This is a genomic window from Streptomyces sp. NPDC023573 (genome assembly GCF_055559735.1).
Genome location: NZ_JBVHKB010000005.1, coordinates 340,189 through 355,535, shown reverse-complemented (window position 1 = coordinate 355,535; position 15,347 = coordinate 340,189). Strand labels below are relative to the sequence as shown.

The following is a 15,347-nucleotide window of genomic DNA, read 5'->3' as shown; positions in this document are numbered from 1 at the left end:
TTCGCTGGTCGGGTGGGTGGTCATCGCGTCATTCCTCGCCCTGGGCCTGGATCGCGGTGATGGCCACCGTGTTGACGATGTCCTGGACCAGCGCGCCGCGGGAGAGGTCGTTGACCGGCTTGCGCAGCCCCTGGAGGACCGGGCCGACCGCGACCGCGCCCGCCGAACGCTGGACCGCCTTGTAGGTGTTGTTGCCGGTGTTGAGGTCCGGGAAGATCAGCACGGTCGCGCGGCCCGCCACCTCCGACGCCGGCAGCTTGGTCGCGGCGACGGTCGGCTCGACCGCCGCGTCGTACTGGATCGGGCCCTCGATCCTCAGGTCCGGCCGTGAGGCGCGTACCCGCTCCGTGGCCTCCCGCACCTTGTCGACGTCGGCGCCCGTGCCCGAGGTGCCCGTCGAGTACGAGAGCATCGCGATCCTGGGGTCCACGCCGAAGCGGGCGGCGGTGACCGCCGACTGCACCGCGATGTCCGCGAGCTGCTCCGCGTCCGGATCGGGGTTGACCGCGCAGTCGCCGTAGACCAGGACCTTGTCGGCGAGGCACATGAAGAAGACCGAGGAGACGATCGAGGCCTCGGGCTTCGTCTTGATGATCTCGAACGCCGGCCGGATCGTGGCGGCCGTGGAGTGCACCGAGCCGGAGACCATGCCGTCGGCGAGGCCCTCCTGGACCATCAGGGTGCCGAAGTAGTTGACGTCCGATACGACGTCGTACGCCAGCTCGACCGTCACCCCGCGGTGCGCGCGCAGCACGGCGTACCGCTCGGCGAAGCTCTGGCGCAGCTCGGAGGTCTGCGGATCGACGAGCTGTGTCTCCGCGAGGTCGATGCCCAGGTCGGCGGCCTTCTTGCGGATGACGTCGGTGTCCCCGAGGAGGGTCAGGTCGCAGACGTCGCGGCGCAGCAGCACGTCCGCGGCGCGCAGGACGCGCTCCTCGGTGCCCTCGGGCAGGACGACCCGGCGCCGGTCCGAACGCGCCTGCTCCAGCAGCTCGTGCTCGAACATCATCGGGGTGACCCGGCCGCTGCGGGCCACCGAGATCCGCTCCAGGAGGGCGCCGGTGTCCACGTGGCGCTCGAAGAGGCCCAGGGCGGTCTCCGCCTTGCGGGGCGTGGCAGCGTTCAACTTCCCCTCCAGGGCGAAGAGTTCACCCGCCGTGGGAAAGGATCCGCCGGTCACCGCGACGACCGGGGTGCCCGGCGCGAGGCGTGCCGCCAGCCGGAGTATCTCCTCGCCGGGGCGCTCGTTCAGGGTCAGCAGGACGCCCGCGATGGGCGGTGTGCCGGCGCTGTGCGCGGCGAGCGAGCCGATGACCAGGTCCGCGCGGTCGCCGGGGGTGACGACCATGCAGCCGGGGGTCAGGGCCTTGAGGAGGTTCGGCAGCATGGCGCCGCCGAACACGAAGTCCAGCGCGTCCCGGGCCAGGCCCGAGTCGTCGCCGAGCAGAACCGTTCCGCCCAGGGCGGTGGTGATCTGGGCGACGGTGGGCGCGGAGAGCGCGGGATCGTCCGGCAGTACGGAGCAGGGGACCGGGAGCTGCGCCTTCAGCCGCTCGGCGATGTCCGTACGGTCCTCGGACGCCACCCTGTTCACGACCATCGCCAGGACGTCGCAGCCGAGACCGGCGTACGCCCGGTAGGCGTTGCGCGTCTCGGCCCGCACGGACTCGGCGTCCTGGTCCTTGCCGCCGACCACCGCGATCACCGACGCGCCGAACTCGTTGGCGAGCCTCGCGTTCAGTGCCAGCTCGTCGGGGAGCTGGGTGGCGGCGAAGTCGCTGCCGAGGACCAGCACCACCTCGTAGTCGCGGGCCACCCGGTGGAAGCGCTCGACGAGCAGCGAGACCAGCTCGTCCGTCCCCTTCTCGGCCTGGACGGCGGAGGCCTCCTGGTAGTCGAGACCGAAGACCGTCTCCGCGCTCTGCGAGAGCCGGTAGCGGGCCCGCAGCAGCTCGAACAGCCGGTCGGGTCCGTCGTGGACGAGCGGCCGGAAGACACCGACCCGGTCGACCTGACGCGTCAGTAGCTCCATGACTCCCAGATCGACGACCTGACGGCCGTCTCCCCGGTCGATCCCGGTCACGTACACACTGCGCGCCACGCGTGGTCTCCCGTCCTGTTTGGCTGGCATTGTCCCTTTGACGATACCTACCGGGGCAGGTGAGCCGCCCGCCGGGCAGGGTGCCCGGCGCGGGCCGGCGCCGGGCCCGTACGGTCCTTGCGACACGGTCGGGAGCGCGGGGGCCCGGCTCGGCGTGGGACAATCGTCGTGGCTCACGGTACGGGGGTTTCACGACGGTCCCCGGAATGCATGGCACTAGCGAGCAGGAGACAGAGCAGGATGCGCATCGGAATTCTCACCGCAGGCGGCGACTGCCCAGGCCTGAACGCTGTGATCCGGTCGGTCGTGCACCGCGCCGTGGTGGGCCACGGCGATGAGGTCATCGGCTTCGAGGACGGCTTCAAGGGGCTGCTCGACGGCCACTTCCGGCCCCTCGACCTGAACGCCGTCAGCGGCATCCTGGCCCGCGGCGGCACGATTCTCGGCTCGGCGCGGCTGGAGCGCGACCGGCTGCGCGAGGCCGCCGAGAACTGCGCGGAGCTCTCCCTCCGTTACGGCATCGACGCGCTCATCCCGATCGGCGGCGAGGGCACGCTCACCGCGGCCCGCATGCTGTCCGACGCCGGGATGCCCGTCGTCGGCGTCCCGAAGACCATCGACAACGACATCTCCGCCACCGACCGGACCTTCGGCTTCGACACCGCCGTCGGCGTCGCCACCGAGGCCATAGACCGGCTCAAGACCACCGCCGAGTCGCACCAGCGGGTCATGGTCGTCGAGGTCATGGGCCGCCACGCGGGCTGGATCGCGCTGGAGTCCGGCATGGCCGGCGGTGCCCACGGCATCTGCCTGCCGGAGCGGCCCTTCCAGGTCGACGACCTGGTCAAGATGGTCGAGGAACGCTTCGCACGCGGCAAGAAGTTCGCCGTCATCTGCGTCGCCGAGGGGGCGCACCCCGCCGAGGGCTCCATGACCTACGCCAAGGGGGAGATCGACCAGTTCGGTCACGAGCGCTTCCAGGGCATCGGCAACCGGCTCGCGGCCGAGCTCGAACGGCGGCTCGGCAAGGAGGCGCGGCCGGTCATCCTCGGCCATGTGCAGCGCGGCGGCACCCCGACCGCGTACGACCGCGTGCTCGCGACCCGCTTCGGGTGGAACGCCGTGGAGGCCGTGCACCGCGGCGACTTCGGCCGGATGACGGCGCTGCGCGGGACCGAGATCGTGATGGCCCCGCTGGCGGACGCCGTGACCCGGCTGAAGACCGTCCCCAGCGACCGGATGTACGAGGCCGAGTCGGTCTTCTGACGCTCCGCCCGCCCCGGCCGGTTCTCCCCGGACGGCCGGGGCCCTTGCCGCGTACGTCCGGACGCTCTCAGATGCCGGCCGTCCGCCAGAACTCCTCGACGACCCGGTCCAGGAACTCCCGCCCCTCCTCGCCCGCCGTCCCCGCCCGGTCCCGGACCGTGGTGTTCCAGCTCAGCGTCGACACCATCAGCGACTGGTAGTCGGTGTGCAACTGCTCCAGCACGTTCTGGACCAGGATCCGGTCCAGCGGTACGAGCTTGTCCACCGGGCGTACGTACGCCTGCCAGCGCGTCGTGACCGCCCTGGTCAGCAGGTCCGCCAGCTCCCCGTTCCGGCCGGTCGCCGTCAGGAACTGCGCGGCCGACATGTCCAGCGCGACGCAGAGTGCCAGGGCCTGGCGCTCGTTGCCGCGCCAGCGGCCCGACTCCTCGGTCCGCTGGTAGGCGGCGGCCGTCATCCCGAGGGTCCGCGCCAGATCGTCCACCGAGACGTCCCGGGCGATCCGGTGCTCGCGCAAGGTGCTCGCGGCGGCCAGCAGTTCGCCGGGCGCGCACCACAGCACACCGGCCAGCGCCATCAGTTCGCGTTCGCCGGGCAGCGCCGTGCCGCGTTCCCAGGCCATCACGGTCTCGGCGGTGATCCGAAGTCCGTACTGGGCGCCGAGCCCGTACGCAACATGTCCGGGAGCCATTCCCAGAGCCTCGCGCAGGCGGCGCGCGGCGGGGGCGTTGAAGGGCGGGGTGGGGTGCACGGCCCCACCGTAGACAGCCGGGAACAGCCTGGCTACAGGCTGTTCCTATCAGTTCACCCTTCGTATGATCCTCCTAGTGCACCGCCTCGGGGGCGAGCAGGACCATCAGCGGGTTTCAGCCACCCAGTGGTAGTGCAGCTCGGGCCGGCCGACCTGACCGTAGCTCGGCCGCCGCACGGCGCGGCCCACCGTCACCAGATGCTCCAGATACCGGCGGGCGGTGATCCGGGAGATCCCCAGTTCCTCCCCGGCGGCCGCCGCGGTCACCCCCTGCGGCGCCTCCCGCAGGGCCCGCGTCACCGCCTCCAGCGTCGGGCCGCTCAGCCCCTTGGGCAGCGTGGCCGGATCCGAGACCCGCAGCGCCCCCAGAGCCCGGTCCACCTCCTCCTGGCCGCTCGCCTCACCGGCCGCCGCACGGAACTCGGCGTACCGGACGAGCCGGTCCCGGAGCGTGGGATACGTGAACGGCTTGAGCACGTACTGCACGACGCCGAGCGACACGCCTTCCCGCACCACCGCCAGATCGCGCGCCGACGTCACCGCGATGACATCCGCGCCGTGCCCCGCCGCCCGCAGTGACCGCAGCAGCTGCAGACCGTGCCCGTCGGGCAGGTACAGGTCGAGCAGCAGCAGGTCCACCTCCGTCCGGTCCAGCGCCCGTACGGCCTCCGCCCGGGAGTGGGCGACGGCGGCGACCTCGAAGCCCGGCACCCGCCCCACGTACAGCTGATGGGCGTCGGCGGCCACCGGATCGTCCTCCACGACCAGCACCCGGATCACGGCGCCACCACCTCCGTCGTCGCCGTACGGCCGGCGAGCGGCAGCCGCACCGTGAACTCCGCGCCGCCGCCCTCCGCCCGGTCCAGCGCCACCGTCCCGCCGTTGCGGTGCACCGCCTGCCTCACGAGCGCCAGGCCCAGGCCCCGGCCCGTGCCGTGAGTCGTCCAGCCACGCCGGAACACCTCGTCCGCCTCGTCCGGGCCGATTCCCGCGCCCGTGTCCGCCACGCGCAGCAGCAGCTCGCCGGAGTCCGTCCGCGCGGTCACGGTGACCAGGGCCCGCGTCGCGGTGCGCTGCGCGGGGACGGGGGCGCCGGCCCCGCCCGTCGCCGCCTCCGACGCGGCGTCCACCGCGTTGTCGATCAGATTGCCGAGGACCGTCACCAGATCCCGCGGCGCCAGTGAGGGCGGCAGGGCCCCGTCGTCGATCAGGCTGTCCTCGGCGAGCACCAGCTCCACACCGCGCTCGTTGGCCTGCGCCGCCTTGCCGAGCAGCAGGGCGGCGAGCACCGGCTCGGCGACCGCGCCCACGACCCGGTCGGTGAGGACCTGCGCCAGCTCCAGCTCCGCCGTCGCGAAGTCCACCGCCTCGTCGACCCGGCCCAGCTCGATCAGCGACACCACGGTGTGCAGCCGGTTCGCCGCCTCGTGGGCCTGGGAGCGCAGCGCCTGGGTGAAGCCGCGCTCCGAGTCGAGCTCGCCCGACAGCGCCTGCAGCTCCGTGTGGTCCCGCAGCGTCACGACCGTCCCGCGCCGCTCGCCGCCGACCACCGGGCTGGTGTTGACGACGATCACCCGCTCCGCCGTCAGGTGGACCTCGTCCACCCGTGGCTCGGACGCCAGGAGCGCGCCGGTCAGCGGGGCCGGCAGCGCCAGCTCGTCCACCCCGCGCCCGACCGAGCCCGGTGCCAGCCCCAGCAGCTCACGGCCCGCGTCGTTGATCAGCGCGACCCGGCGCTGCCCGTCCAGCATGAGCAGCCCCTCGCGCACCGCGTGCAGCGTGGCCTCGTGATACGTGTGCATCCGGCTCAGCTCCCCGGCGTTCATCCCGTGGGTGTGCCGCCGCAGCCGGGCGTTGATCACGTACGTCCCCAGCGCGCCCAGCGCCAGGGCGGCGCCCGCGGCCGTCCCCAGGGCCCCGAGCTGTTCCCGCACCTGGGTGGAGACCCGCTCGACGGTGATGCCCGCGCTGACCAGGCCGACGATCCTGTCGCCGTCCCGGACGGGCGTGACGACCCGTATCGAGGGCCCCAGCGTGCCGGCGTAGGTCTCCTCGAACGTCTCGCCGAGCAGCGCGCGCTCGGTGTGCCCGATGAAGCTCCTGCCGATCTGGGAAGGGTCGGGGTGGGTCCAGCGGACCCCCTCCGGATTCATGATCGTGACGAACGCGATCCCGGTGTCCGCGCGGACCCGCTCCGCGTAGGGCTGGAGTACGGCGGACGGATCGGGGGTACGGATCGCCTCTCGTACCGACGGCGATTCGGCCATGGCGAGGGCGGCCGCCCGCACCTGGCGGGCCGCGGTCTCCTCGGCCTGCGCGCGGCCCGAGGCGTACGCGAAGAACGCGCACCCGGCCACGACCGCGGCCACGAGCAGGGCCTGCATCGCGAAGAGCTGGCCGGCCAGGCTGCGGGGAAGGGTACGGGGCAGGCGCATGCCTCACAGTCTGCCTGGCGGGGGTCACGGGCCCAAGGTGGCTCGAAAACGTCCGTGAACGATATGAACGCAAGGGTGACGGCCGTCACAGGGAAGTGAATAGTCACCGGGGCCCCCAGGGACGGGGGAGCCGCCGCACACCGAGGAGACCCCCGTGGCAGAGAAAGCCGCACGACGGGACCGCACCCACTATCTCTACCTGGCAGTGATCGCCGCCGTGGTGCTGGGCATCACGGTGGGCCTGGTGGTTCCCGACTTCGCCGTGGAGCTCAAGCCGATCGGCACAGGATTCGTCAACCTCATCAAGATGATGATCTCGCCGATCATCTTCTGCACCATCGTGCTCGGGGTCGGCTCCGTACGGAAGGCCGCCAAGGTCGGCGCCGTCGGTGGTCTGGCCCTCGGATACTTCCTGGTGATGTCGACCGTCGCCCTGGCCATCGGCCTGGTCGTCGGCAACCTCCTGGAGCCCGGCTCCAGCCTCCACATCACCGAGGCCACGCGCGCCGCCGGTGAGGCACAGGCGGGTGACAGCGAGTCCACCGTGGACTTCCTGCTCGGCATCATCCCCACCACCATGGTGTCCGCATTCACCGAGGGCGAGGTCCTGCAGACCCTGCTCATCGCCCTGCTCGCGGGCTTCGCGCTGCAGGCCATGGGCTCGGCCGGCGAACCCGTCCTGCGGGGCATCGGCCACATCCAGCGCCTCGTCTTCCGCATCCTCGCCATGATCATGTGGGCGGCGCCGGTCGGCGCGTTCGGTGCGATGGCGGCGGTGGTCGGCGAGACCGGCGTCGACGCCCTGAAGTCCCTCGCGATCATCATGGTCGGCTTCTACGTCACCTGCGCGCTCTTCGTCTTCCTGATCCTGGGCGCCATCCTGCGCCTGGTCGCCGGGGTCAACATCTTCTCCCTGCTGAAGTACCTGGGCCGTGAGTTCCTGCTGATCCTCTCCACCTCCTCGTCCGAGTCGGCCCTGCCGAGGCTGATCGCGAAGATGGAGCACATGGGCATCAGCAAGCCCGTCGTCGGCATCACCGTGCCGACCGGTTACTCCTTCAACCTCGACGGCACCGCGATCTACCTCACGATGGCCTCGCTCTTCATCGCCAACGCGACGGGCGACCCGCTGACCATCGGCGAGCAGATCTCGCTGCTGGTCTTCATGGTGATCGCCTCGAAGGGCGCGGCGGGCGTCACCGGCGCCGGCCTGGCCACACTCGCGGGCGGTCTCCAGTCGCACCGCCCCGAACTGGTCGACGGTGTCGGACTGATCGTCGGCATCGACCGCTTCATGAGCGAGGCCCGCGCCCTGACCAACTTCGCGGGCAACGCGGTGGCCACGGTGCTGGTCGGCACCTGGACCAAGGAGATCGACCGGGCCCGGGTGGACGAGGTCCTCTCCGGCGCCCTCCCGTTCGACGAGCAGACGATGACGGACGACGCCCACGGCGGCGACCCGCACGTCCCGGACGCCAGGGACGGCGGCGAGGAGCAGCCCTCGCTCGTGAAGGCGTAAGGACCGCCGAGCGGCCGGTACGGGACCTCCCGTACCGGCCGCTTCCGTATGCCCGGGCCGGGATGTGCGGACAGTGTGATCATTCCGTGCTGGTGCGGTGCGGCGGGTCCGAGCAGTATCACTCTTCTGTCCAGGCGCAGGGAGCGTCCTGACCAGGCACAAGGGGTGGGGACGTTGAAGACCGCACGACACTGGAGAGCGGCAGTCGCACTGCTGCTGCCGGCCCTCGTCGGCACGGCCGGATGCGGCGCCGGCGAGAAGGCCCCGGCGGGGGAGGCGGTCTACGGGCAGCCGCTCGCCGAGCAGTTCCAGGCGGCGACGGAGGCCACCCGGGGCGCGGGCACCGCCGCGTTCGTCTCGACGCTGACGTACGGCACGGCGGGGGGTGACGCCGTGCAGCGCGCGCGGGGGAGCCAGGACTACGAGCGGGGGACGTCACGCGCGGACACCGGCCTCGACGCCCCCGGCACGTTCCCGAAGGACACGTTGGAGCTCCTGAGAGGAGCGGCTCCGGAGGGCAAGCAGGCGCTGGCCACCGCGGACGACGACGTCTACGTCCGCAACGGCGGCTCCGCCTGGCTGAAGTACACCCCCGAAGCCGTCAGCAGGTTCGGCGAGGCCACGGCTGACGTCGCCGGGCGCGCGGCCGGGGACGCGGCGCCGTACAGCGGGACCCTCGCGGACCTGGTTCCGCGCGCGATCCCCCGGGAGGCCCCCGAGCGCCGCGAGGACGGCAGCCGGGTCTACCGGGTGACCCTGCTCCCCGAGATCGCGGGCGAACTGCTCCCGCGGCACCTGCGGGGCGTCAGTGACGGCTGGGGAACGGAGTCCGTCGAGCTGACGGTGAAGCTGGACGCCGACGGCAGGCTGGCCTCGGCCGCCGCCGACCTCACGCCCGTGCTGGCCGCGTTGCACGACCAGGGGATGCTCCCCGACGTGAAGCGGCTGCGGGCGGCGTACGAACTCACCGACTTCGGCGAGCCGGTGAAGGACAGGGGGCCCTCCGGCGGGGCGTCGGTCGAGGACGCCGGAGAGGTGCTGGCGTCCGTCGCCACGCTGAAGGCCGGCCGGTGCGCGGCCACCGGCGGCACGGGACTGGGGACCGAGGAGATCGTCCGGCCCGTGGACTGCGCGGACCGGCACGACATCCGGGTGCTGGGCCAGGTGGAGGTGGACCGGACCTTCCCGGGTAATCGGGACGTCGGGAACGGCGACCGCTACGGGACGGTGGAGTGCGGGCGCGTCGATGCGGACGCGCCGAAGGACTGGCGGCGCGGCGGCCGTTACGAGGACGGGTTCCGCATGCGGGGGAAGTCTGAGGTCAGTGTGTCGGTCACCATGGACGGGCAGGCCGGCAGCGGGACGGAGACACAGGTGAAGGGTTCCTACACCTGTTTCCTCACCGTCGCCCGGTGAGCGTCGGCCGGTCCGCATGCGGATGACCGACTGGTTGCCGACGCCCACGGCGCTCGCGCCGTTCCCGACGGCGGCGACCGGCCTGCGCCCGCCTCGGTGCTTGCCTTGACGCCGACGTCAAGGAATACCGTCGCGGTATGCGAATCGGGGAGCTGGCCGAACGCGCCGGAACGACGACACGGACGCTGCGGTACTACGAGTCACGGGGCCTGCTGCACGCACGCCGCGCGGAGAACGGCTACCGCACGTACGACGAGAGCGACCTGCGGCTGATCCGCCAGATCCGGACCCTTCAGGACTTCGGGTTCGACCTGGAGGAGACCCGTCCCTTCGTCGAGTGTCTGCGCGCCGGCCATCCGGCGGGCGACGCCTGCCCGGCCTCGCTGGCCGTCTACCGGCGCAAGCTCGCTGAGCTGGACGCGCTCATCGGCCAGCTCCGGTCGGTCCGCACGGAGGTGGGCGTACAGCTGGCCCGCGCCGAAATGGAGGCGTCCGCGGAGCTGCCGGGCGGCCCCGAACCACGATGCGAACTGAACTGGGAGGACGGGAACCGATGATCCACGCAGAAGGCGTAACCGAGGTCACCGACACCACATTCGACAGGGAGGTCCTGGAGGCGGGCCTGCCGGTCCTGGTCGAATTCACCGCCGACTGGTGCGGCCCCTGCCGCCAGCTCGCCCCGGTGCTCGGCGCGGTCGCCCGGGAGGAGGCCGGCCGCGTGAAGATCGTCCAGATCGACGTGGACCACAACCCGGACGTCACCGCCCGCTACGCGGTGCTGTCGACGCCGACCCTGATGGTCTTCCAAGGCGGCGAACCGGTGAAGTCGATGGTGGGAGCCCGCCCGAAGCGCCGCCTGCTCCAGGAGCTGGAGGACGTGCTCCCGGCGGCGGTCTGACGGCCGGGCGGTCACGGACACTTCGAGGGGCTGCAGGCGTGCCCGGCTGTCCGTGACTTCCCGTCGACCGGCCTCCGGGTGCCCCGGTCCGCCCCGGCCACGCACCTTCGTTTGTCGGCCAAAGCCGTGGCAGTGCCCTGTGTCGGCCGGGCGGGTGGTACTAGCGTGATGAGCGCCATCGCAGAAGCAGCACACCGATCACGTAGGGGGAATTGGTATGCAGTCGCGCGCACTCGGTGTCTTACCCGGAGCGTTCACGGTCCTCGTGGCCGCCGCACTGGCCGTCATCCTCGGTCTGACCGCGCAGGCCGGCACGGCCAGGGCCGACGAGGTGTCCGCGTCCGGTCCGACCGGTCTGACGTTCACCTCCGTCAACAGCGGCCGGAACCTCGACGTACAGAACGGCAACACCGGGGACGGGGTCTTCCTCGTCACCAACGCGGCTCCGGGCTACCACCAGGAGTGGAACACCAACCAGCAGGCCGACGGGTCGTTCACCCTCTCCAACGCCGACACCGGCAAGTGCGTGCAGGCCGGCCTGCCGCTCAAGCAGCAGTCGTGCAACGGGGCGGCGGCGCAGCGCTGGTACTTCCAGCCCGTCACCGGTGTCGACGACACGTTCATGATCCGCAACGCCGGTGACAACAAGTGCGTCGACGTCGTCCTGGCGTCCCAGAACGAGGACGCGTGGACCCAGACCTACGCCTGCAACGGCAGCAGGGCCCAGCAGTGGTCCATCCCCGCCTCGGCCACCGCTGACGCGTTCCAGGCCGCCGTGGACTACGCGTCGAAGCGCTGCCAGAAGGACGCGGCGACCTGCTCGTGGACGAAGGGTTCCCAGGCCCCGGCCGAGCCGCTGCCCACGCAGTGCGTCTCACCGGTCTGGTACAACGGCACCGCCGCATCGGTGCCGTGGACGTTCTCGCTGACCACCACGCACGGCTGGTCGAGCGAGATCAGCGTCTCCTTCGAGTCGAGCGTCACCGTGGGCGCCCCGAGCCCCGTCCAGACGAAGATCGCTCTCACCACCTCGGGCAAGGTCACCTACAGCCTCAGCGAGACGCTCGGCAACAGCCTGGAGATCGCGGTGCCGCCGCAGCACTACGGCTGGGTGGCGCTGTCGGAGCTGGCGACGAAGGTGACCGGTGAGTGGACCTTCGACGCGAACGGCTACCCCTGGAAGGCGCACGACACCGTCACGGTGCCGCTGACCGGCGACGACCAGGGCCACGCGAGTGTCTACCTCGCCAAGACCGCGCCGGAGTTCACGACCTGCGGCAGCTGACCAGCGAGGGCCCGCGCGATTCGTGCGGGCCCTCGTGCGGTCTTCGGCCGCCCCGGGGGCGGCCGTCAGGCGGCCGTCCATCCTCCGTCCACGGCCAGCGCCGAGCCCGTGGCGAAGGAGGCGCGGTCGCTGCACAGCCAGAGGGCCGCCTGGGCGATCTCGACGGGGTCCGCCATCCGCTTCTGCATCTGGCGGGCGACGAAGGCCTTCCCCAGCTCAGGGTAGGCCGCGACCGCCTGGTCGATCATGTCCGTCCGGGTGGTGCCCACGACGAGCGTGTTGATGCGAATGCCGTGTTCCCCGTACTCGGCGGCCGCGGCCCTGGTCATGCCGAGCACCGCGTGCTTCGCGGCGACATAGGGCACGGGGGCCCCGGTCGCCCCCATGGCCGCCGTGCTGGAGGTGTTGACGATCGAGCCCCTCCCCGCTTCGAGCATCACCGGGATCTGGGAACGCAGGCAGTTCCAGGTGCCGTTGACGTTGACGGCCATCGAGCGGTCGAAGACCGCCTGGTCGAGCTCATGCATCGGAGACAGGTCGTCGCCGACGAAGCCCGCGTTGTTGAACGCCGCGTCCAGGGAGCCGAAGTGCTCGCAGGCGGCGTCCACGGCGCGCTGTACGTCCTGGGCGACCGAGACATCGCCCGGACTGATCGCCGCCCGGCCGCCCGAGTCGGTTATCTCCAGGGCCAGTTGTCGCAGTACGTCCTCGCGACGGGCCATCAGGAGAACCGCGGCCCCCTCTGCGGCGAAGAGGCGAGCGGCGGCTTCTCCGATACCGCTCGACGCGCCTGTGATCATGACGATCCTGCCGGCCAGCATTCCATGCGTGTCACTCATGCGGCGAGTAAACCGCCCCGCCCCCGCCACGGGCCACACCCGGGCCGGTCCGGTGGGGCCCGCGCACCGGCGAGCAGCGCGAACCGAAGGGCGGTCACGGACCGTACGCGGCCTCCAACGGCTTCCGGATCTCGCGCGCAGAACGAATGAAGTGGAGTCATCGGAGCGGACAAGCGCTGCCCCACCGTGCTTTCCTGCTGCCGTGTATCGAAAGAGTGTCCTTGAGTCCGACTGGCCCCCGGGCCCTCAGATCCGGCGTCGTCATCAACCGGACCTTCCCGAGTGCGTCTTGGTGCTCGCCGATGTCCACGCATCCGACGGCTACCCGACGAACTGGCCGGACGACCCTGTCGGGTGGTTGTCCGAGCCGTCGTTGCTCGCTGCCTGGGTGGCGGAATCGGATGGGCAGATCATGGGACACATCGGTCTGTGTCGTGGTGAGGCAGGGGACGCGGCCCCCGACCTGTGGAGCACGCGTGCGGGGCTGGGCGCCGAGATGACGGCGGTGGTCAGCCGCCTGTTCGTCGCTCCGGCGGCCAGGGGCGGCGGGATCGGCGCACTGCTGGTCGCACGGGCTGTGCGGGAAGCGCGGGAGCGCGGACTGCATCCGGTCCTGGACGTCGTGGCGTCCGACACCGCGGCAGTGGCCCTCTACGAACGTCTGGGCTGGAGCTTGCTGGCCACCGTGGAACAGCAGTGGGAGCCGGCCGAGACTGTGACCGTGCACTGCTACGCGGCGCCCGCGTGACCTGGCGTGCCAGGCCGTGACGTCTCCCTGCGCTGCTGGGCGGTGGATGTCGCGGCGACGTACGAGGGGGACTGGTGCTCTCATCGCTGCGTGGGGGTGGCAGGCCGTAATCCACCCCGAAGCTCAAGTCCCGGGGCTCGGGTTCCGGGGCTCGGGTTCCGGGGCTCGGGTTCCGAGAGTCGGGGTTCGAGCGTCGGACGGGGTCAGGTCATTCTTTCGAGGGTACGCGCGAAGCTCCCGGCCCGGCGCTTGAGCTTCGGGCTTCGGGGGTCGGAGTCCGGGGGCCGGGATTCGAGCGATGTTGTTCATCCGGCGGGTAAGGAAGGGGGTTTGGGGAAACCTCCCTACCCGCCCGAACCCGTCACGGCCAGCAAGTATGACTAATGGTGACCAGCTTGCGGCGCAGAGTAGCGGGTGCTTACGGTGCCCCCAACGAAACGACCCCGGCACGGTGTTGGAAGCACCAGCCGGGGTCTCACCCCAAGATCGAATCGAGCGATCCCGTGGCTATCCAGCAGCCTAGCTCCGCCCTGTGCGCCCCCGCACCCTCGCGCTCGTACCGCCAGGCCCGCACCGGCTACGGCAAGCGCTCCGTGCCGGGTCGAACGCAGCCCCAGGCGTCCGACTTCGCCCTCCTCCCCGAGCGCGAGCGGTACGTCGCCGGGTACGTCGACCACCTCCCCGACGGTGCGGCCATGGACATCAAGTCCCTCGCCAAGGACCTCCCGCTGTACGGTCAGATGGCCATCGGCACCGCTCTGCGCACCCTCGCGGTCGCCGGTCACCTCCGCCACGTACGCTGCCGCGTCGAAACGCTCGGCCAGAGCCGGTGGGTGACTCGCACGTACTGGTCCCGTACCGCCCGCGACAACGAGTGGTGGGCCTCCCACCTGGCCGGGGAGGCGCCCGGGGCTCTGGACGCCTCTGTCGTGCCGCCGACGCCCACGCCGCAGGAGACGCCTGCCGTCCCCGCCGTGCCGCAGCAGAGGACACCGGCCGACCCGGCCCCTGACAGCACCGCGCCCTCGGCCGCGTATCTCGCTCTGGCCCGGCTCGGCCGCACCGAACCCCGGCTCGCCCTCTCCGCCGGGGACTGCGCCGCACTGGAGCGGCTTGCTGCCGAGCGGTTCGCCCGTGGGGTGGACGCCGACTACCTCACCCATGCCCTCATCGCAGGGCTCCCGGACCTTGTCGGCTCGCCCGTCGGCTTCGTGCGCCGCCGCCTCACCGACAAGATCCCCCCTCGGCTGCCCGCCACCCCCGCTACTGCTCCGGACGCGTCGGCCGTACGCCGCCCGCTCCTGGTCGAGTGTGCCGATTGCGGCCGTCCCGGCCCGGCCGACGCGCTCCCGGACGGCCTCTGCCGCCCCTGCCGCGCCAGCGGCCAGGAGGGAGGCGGGACGTCTGGTGCCACACCGGCCGAACCGCCCGCCGAGCGCGACGTTCACGCGCTGGTGGGCAGCATGCGCAACCTGATGCGGACGCCCTGACGCCGGCTGGCTAGGCTCATCCAGGCCCGGCGGTGGTGTCGACCACCCCGAGGGAAATGATCATGGGGGAAGTAATGCGCAAGACACTCACCGCGACAGCCTTCGTTCTGGCGGCCGCACTGCTGACGGGCTGCGGTGGCGGCGATGAGAAGCCGGCCGAGGCGGGCAAGGGCAGCAGTCCCGCCGCTCAGGAGTCGGCGAAGACGGAGGAGGCCGGCGGAGGTGGGGTGGAGGAAGCCGCCTCGCACGAGGTGACGATCAAGGTCGAGGGGACGGGCAAGAGCAACGTCATGTACACCCTCGACGACTCGGACTTCGCGGAGGTGGAGCTGCCGTGGACGAAGACGGCCACCATCGCCCCGCGGGGCGCGGAGCGCGAGGTCGGCCGACTGGTGATCGTCACGCCCGGCAACACGACCGGGGCCGACGGCATGCTGGTCGCGGCAGGGTGCTCGATCACGGTGGACGGTAAGACGGTCGTCGAGAACGAGGGCGGCAAGACGGGCAAGCCCTGCTCGTACAAGCTCAAGTAGGTGATCCGCCGTGGGCGCGGGGCACCCCGGTGATCCTGCCTCGCCGTGCCCGGGGGCCCGCACCGC

General features: G+C 71.6%; 14 protein-coding genes. 9 read left to right on the top strand and 5 right to left on the bottom strand.

Going from position 1 to position 15,347, the window contains the following annotated elements:
* Nucleotides 1-28: 28 nt before the first annotated feature.
* On the bottom strand, nucleotides 29-2,101 hold the full coding sequence (gene pta / locus ACZ32T_RS18620) for a phosphate acetyltransferase (RefSeq protein ID WP_467265978.1): 2,073 nt from the start codon (nucleotides 2,099-2,101) through the stop codon (nucleotides 29-31).
* A gap of 240 nt (nucleotides 2,102-2,341) precedes the next feature.
* On the opposite strand from pta, the gene ACZ32T_RS18615 reads away from it, so the two are divergent.
* Nucleotides 2,342-3,367, top strand: coding sequence for an ATP-dependent 6-phosphofructokinase (locus tag ACZ32T_RS18615; protein WP_104789209.1), 1,026 nt, complete (start codon nucleotides 2,342-2,344; stop codon nucleotides 3,365-3,367).
* Between the two features lie 67 nt (nucleotides 3,368-3,434).
* Here ACZ32T_RS18615 and ACZ32T_RS18610 read toward each other — a convergent pair whose 3' ends face one another.
* From ACZ32T_RS18610 to ACZ32T_RS18600, 3 genes are all read right to left on the bottom strand, one after another.
* Nucleotides 3,435-4,058 (bottom strand): helix-turn-helix domain-containing protein, encoded by a 624-nt coding sequence (locus ACZ32T_RS18610; RefSeq protein ID WP_467266249.1) that lies wholly within the window; start codon nucleotides 4,056-4,058, stop codon nucleotides 3,435-3,437.
* 165 nt (nucleotides 4,059-4,223) lie between these two features.
* A complete protein-coding gene (locus ACZ32T_RS18605) occupies nucleotides 4,224-4,898 on the bottom strand; it encodes a response regulator (protein ID WP_467265976.1) in 675 nt (224 codons plus the stop codon).
* The gene (locus ACZ32T_RS18600; protein WP_467265974.1) at nucleotides 4,895-6,553 is read right to left on the bottom strand and encodes a sensor histidine kinase; all 1,659 of its coding nucleotides are present in this window, start codon (nucleotides 6,551-6,553) and stop codon (nucleotides 4,895-4,897) included. The genes ACZ32T_RS18605 and ACZ32T_RS18600 overlap by 4 nt, the downstream gene beginning before the upstream one ends.
* A 154-nt stretch (nucleotides 6,554-6,707) precedes the next feature.
* Here ACZ32T_RS18600 and ACZ32T_RS18595 point away from each other — a divergent pair, with 154 nt between their 5' ends.
* The 5 genes from ACZ32T_RS18595 (at nucleotide 6,708) to ACZ32T_RS18575 (ending at nucleotide 11,671) form a co-directional block, all read left to right on the top strand.
* Complete coding sequence (locus ACZ32T_RS18595) at nucleotides 6,708-8,072, top strand: cation:dicarboxylate symporter family transporter (protein ID WP_467265972.1); 1,365 nt, start codon at nucleotides 6,708-6,710, stop codon at nucleotides 8,070-8,072.
* A gap of 165 nt (nucleotides 8,073-8,237) precedes the next feature.
* Nucleotides 8,238-9,488, top strand: coding sequence for a hypothetical protein (locus tag ACZ32T_RS18590; protein WP_467367826.1), 1,251 nt, complete (start codon nucleotides 8,238-8,240; stop codon nucleotides 9,486-9,488).
* A 137-nt stretch (nucleotides 9,489-9,625) separates the two neighbouring features.
* The gene (locus tag ACZ32T_RS18585) at nucleotides 9,626-10,045 is read left to right on the top strand and encodes a MerR family transcriptional regulator (RefSeq protein WP_467367824.1); all 420 of its coding nucleotides are present in this window, start codon (nucleotides 9,626-9,628) and stop codon (nucleotides 10,043-10,045) included.
* Nucleotides 10,042-10,386, top strand: coding sequence for a thioredoxin (trxA, locus tag ACZ32T_RS18580; protein ID WP_467367821.1), 345 nt, complete (start codon nucleotides 10,042-10,044; stop codon nucleotides 10,384-10,386). The genes ACZ32T_RS18585 and trxA overlap by 4 nt, the downstream gene beginning before the upstream one ends.
* 217 nt (nucleotides 10,387-10,603) lie before the next feature.
* Nucleotides 10,604-11,671 carry an RICIN domain-containing protein gene (locus ACZ32T_RS18575; RefSeq protein WP_467367819.1) on the top strand — a complete coding sequence of 356 codons (1,068 nt, stop codon included), beginning with the start codon at nucleotides 10,604-10,606 and terminating at the stop codon, nucleotides 11,669-11,671.
* 65 nt (nucleotides 11,672-11,736) lie between these two features.
* Here ACZ32T_RS18575 and ACZ32T_RS18570 read toward each other — a convergent pair whose 3' ends face one another.
* Entirely contained in the window at nucleotides 11,737-12,510 is a 774-nt protein-coding gene (locus ACZ32T_RS18570; protein ID WP_467367817.1) for an SDR family NAD(P)-dependent oxidoreductase, read from the bottom strand.
* Nucleotides 12,511-12,802: 292 nt separating this feature from the next.
* On the opposite strand from ACZ32T_RS18570, the gene ACZ32T_RS18565 reads away from it, so the two are divergent.
* The 3 genes from ACZ32T_RS18565 to ACZ32T_RS18555 all read left to right on the top strand — a co-directional run bounded on the left by ACZ32T_RS18565 (nucleotide 12,803) and on the right by ACZ32T_RS18555 (nucleotide 15,281).
* Nucleotides 12,803-13,258 (top strand): GNAT family N-acetyltransferase, encoded by a 456-nt coding sequence (locus ACZ32T_RS18565; protein ID WP_467368045.1) that lies wholly within the window; start codon nucleotides 12,803-12,805, stop codon nucleotides 13,256-13,258.
* A 503-nt stretch (nucleotides 13,259-13,761) separates the two neighbouring features.
* Nucleotides 13,762-14,748, top strand: coding sequence for a MarR family transcriptional regulator (locus ACZ32T_RS18560; RefSeq protein WP_467367815.1), 987 nt, complete (start codon nucleotides 13,762-13,764; stop codon nucleotides 14,746-14,748).
* A gap of 62 nt (nucleotides 14,749-14,810) precedes the next feature.
* Complete coding sequence (locus ACZ32T_RS18555) at nucleotides 14,811-15,281, top strand: hypothetical protein (RefSeq protein WP_467367813.1); 471 nt, start codon at nucleotides 14,811-14,813, stop codon at nucleotides 15,279-15,281.
* Nucleotides 15,282-15,347 lie beyond the last annotated feature (66 nt).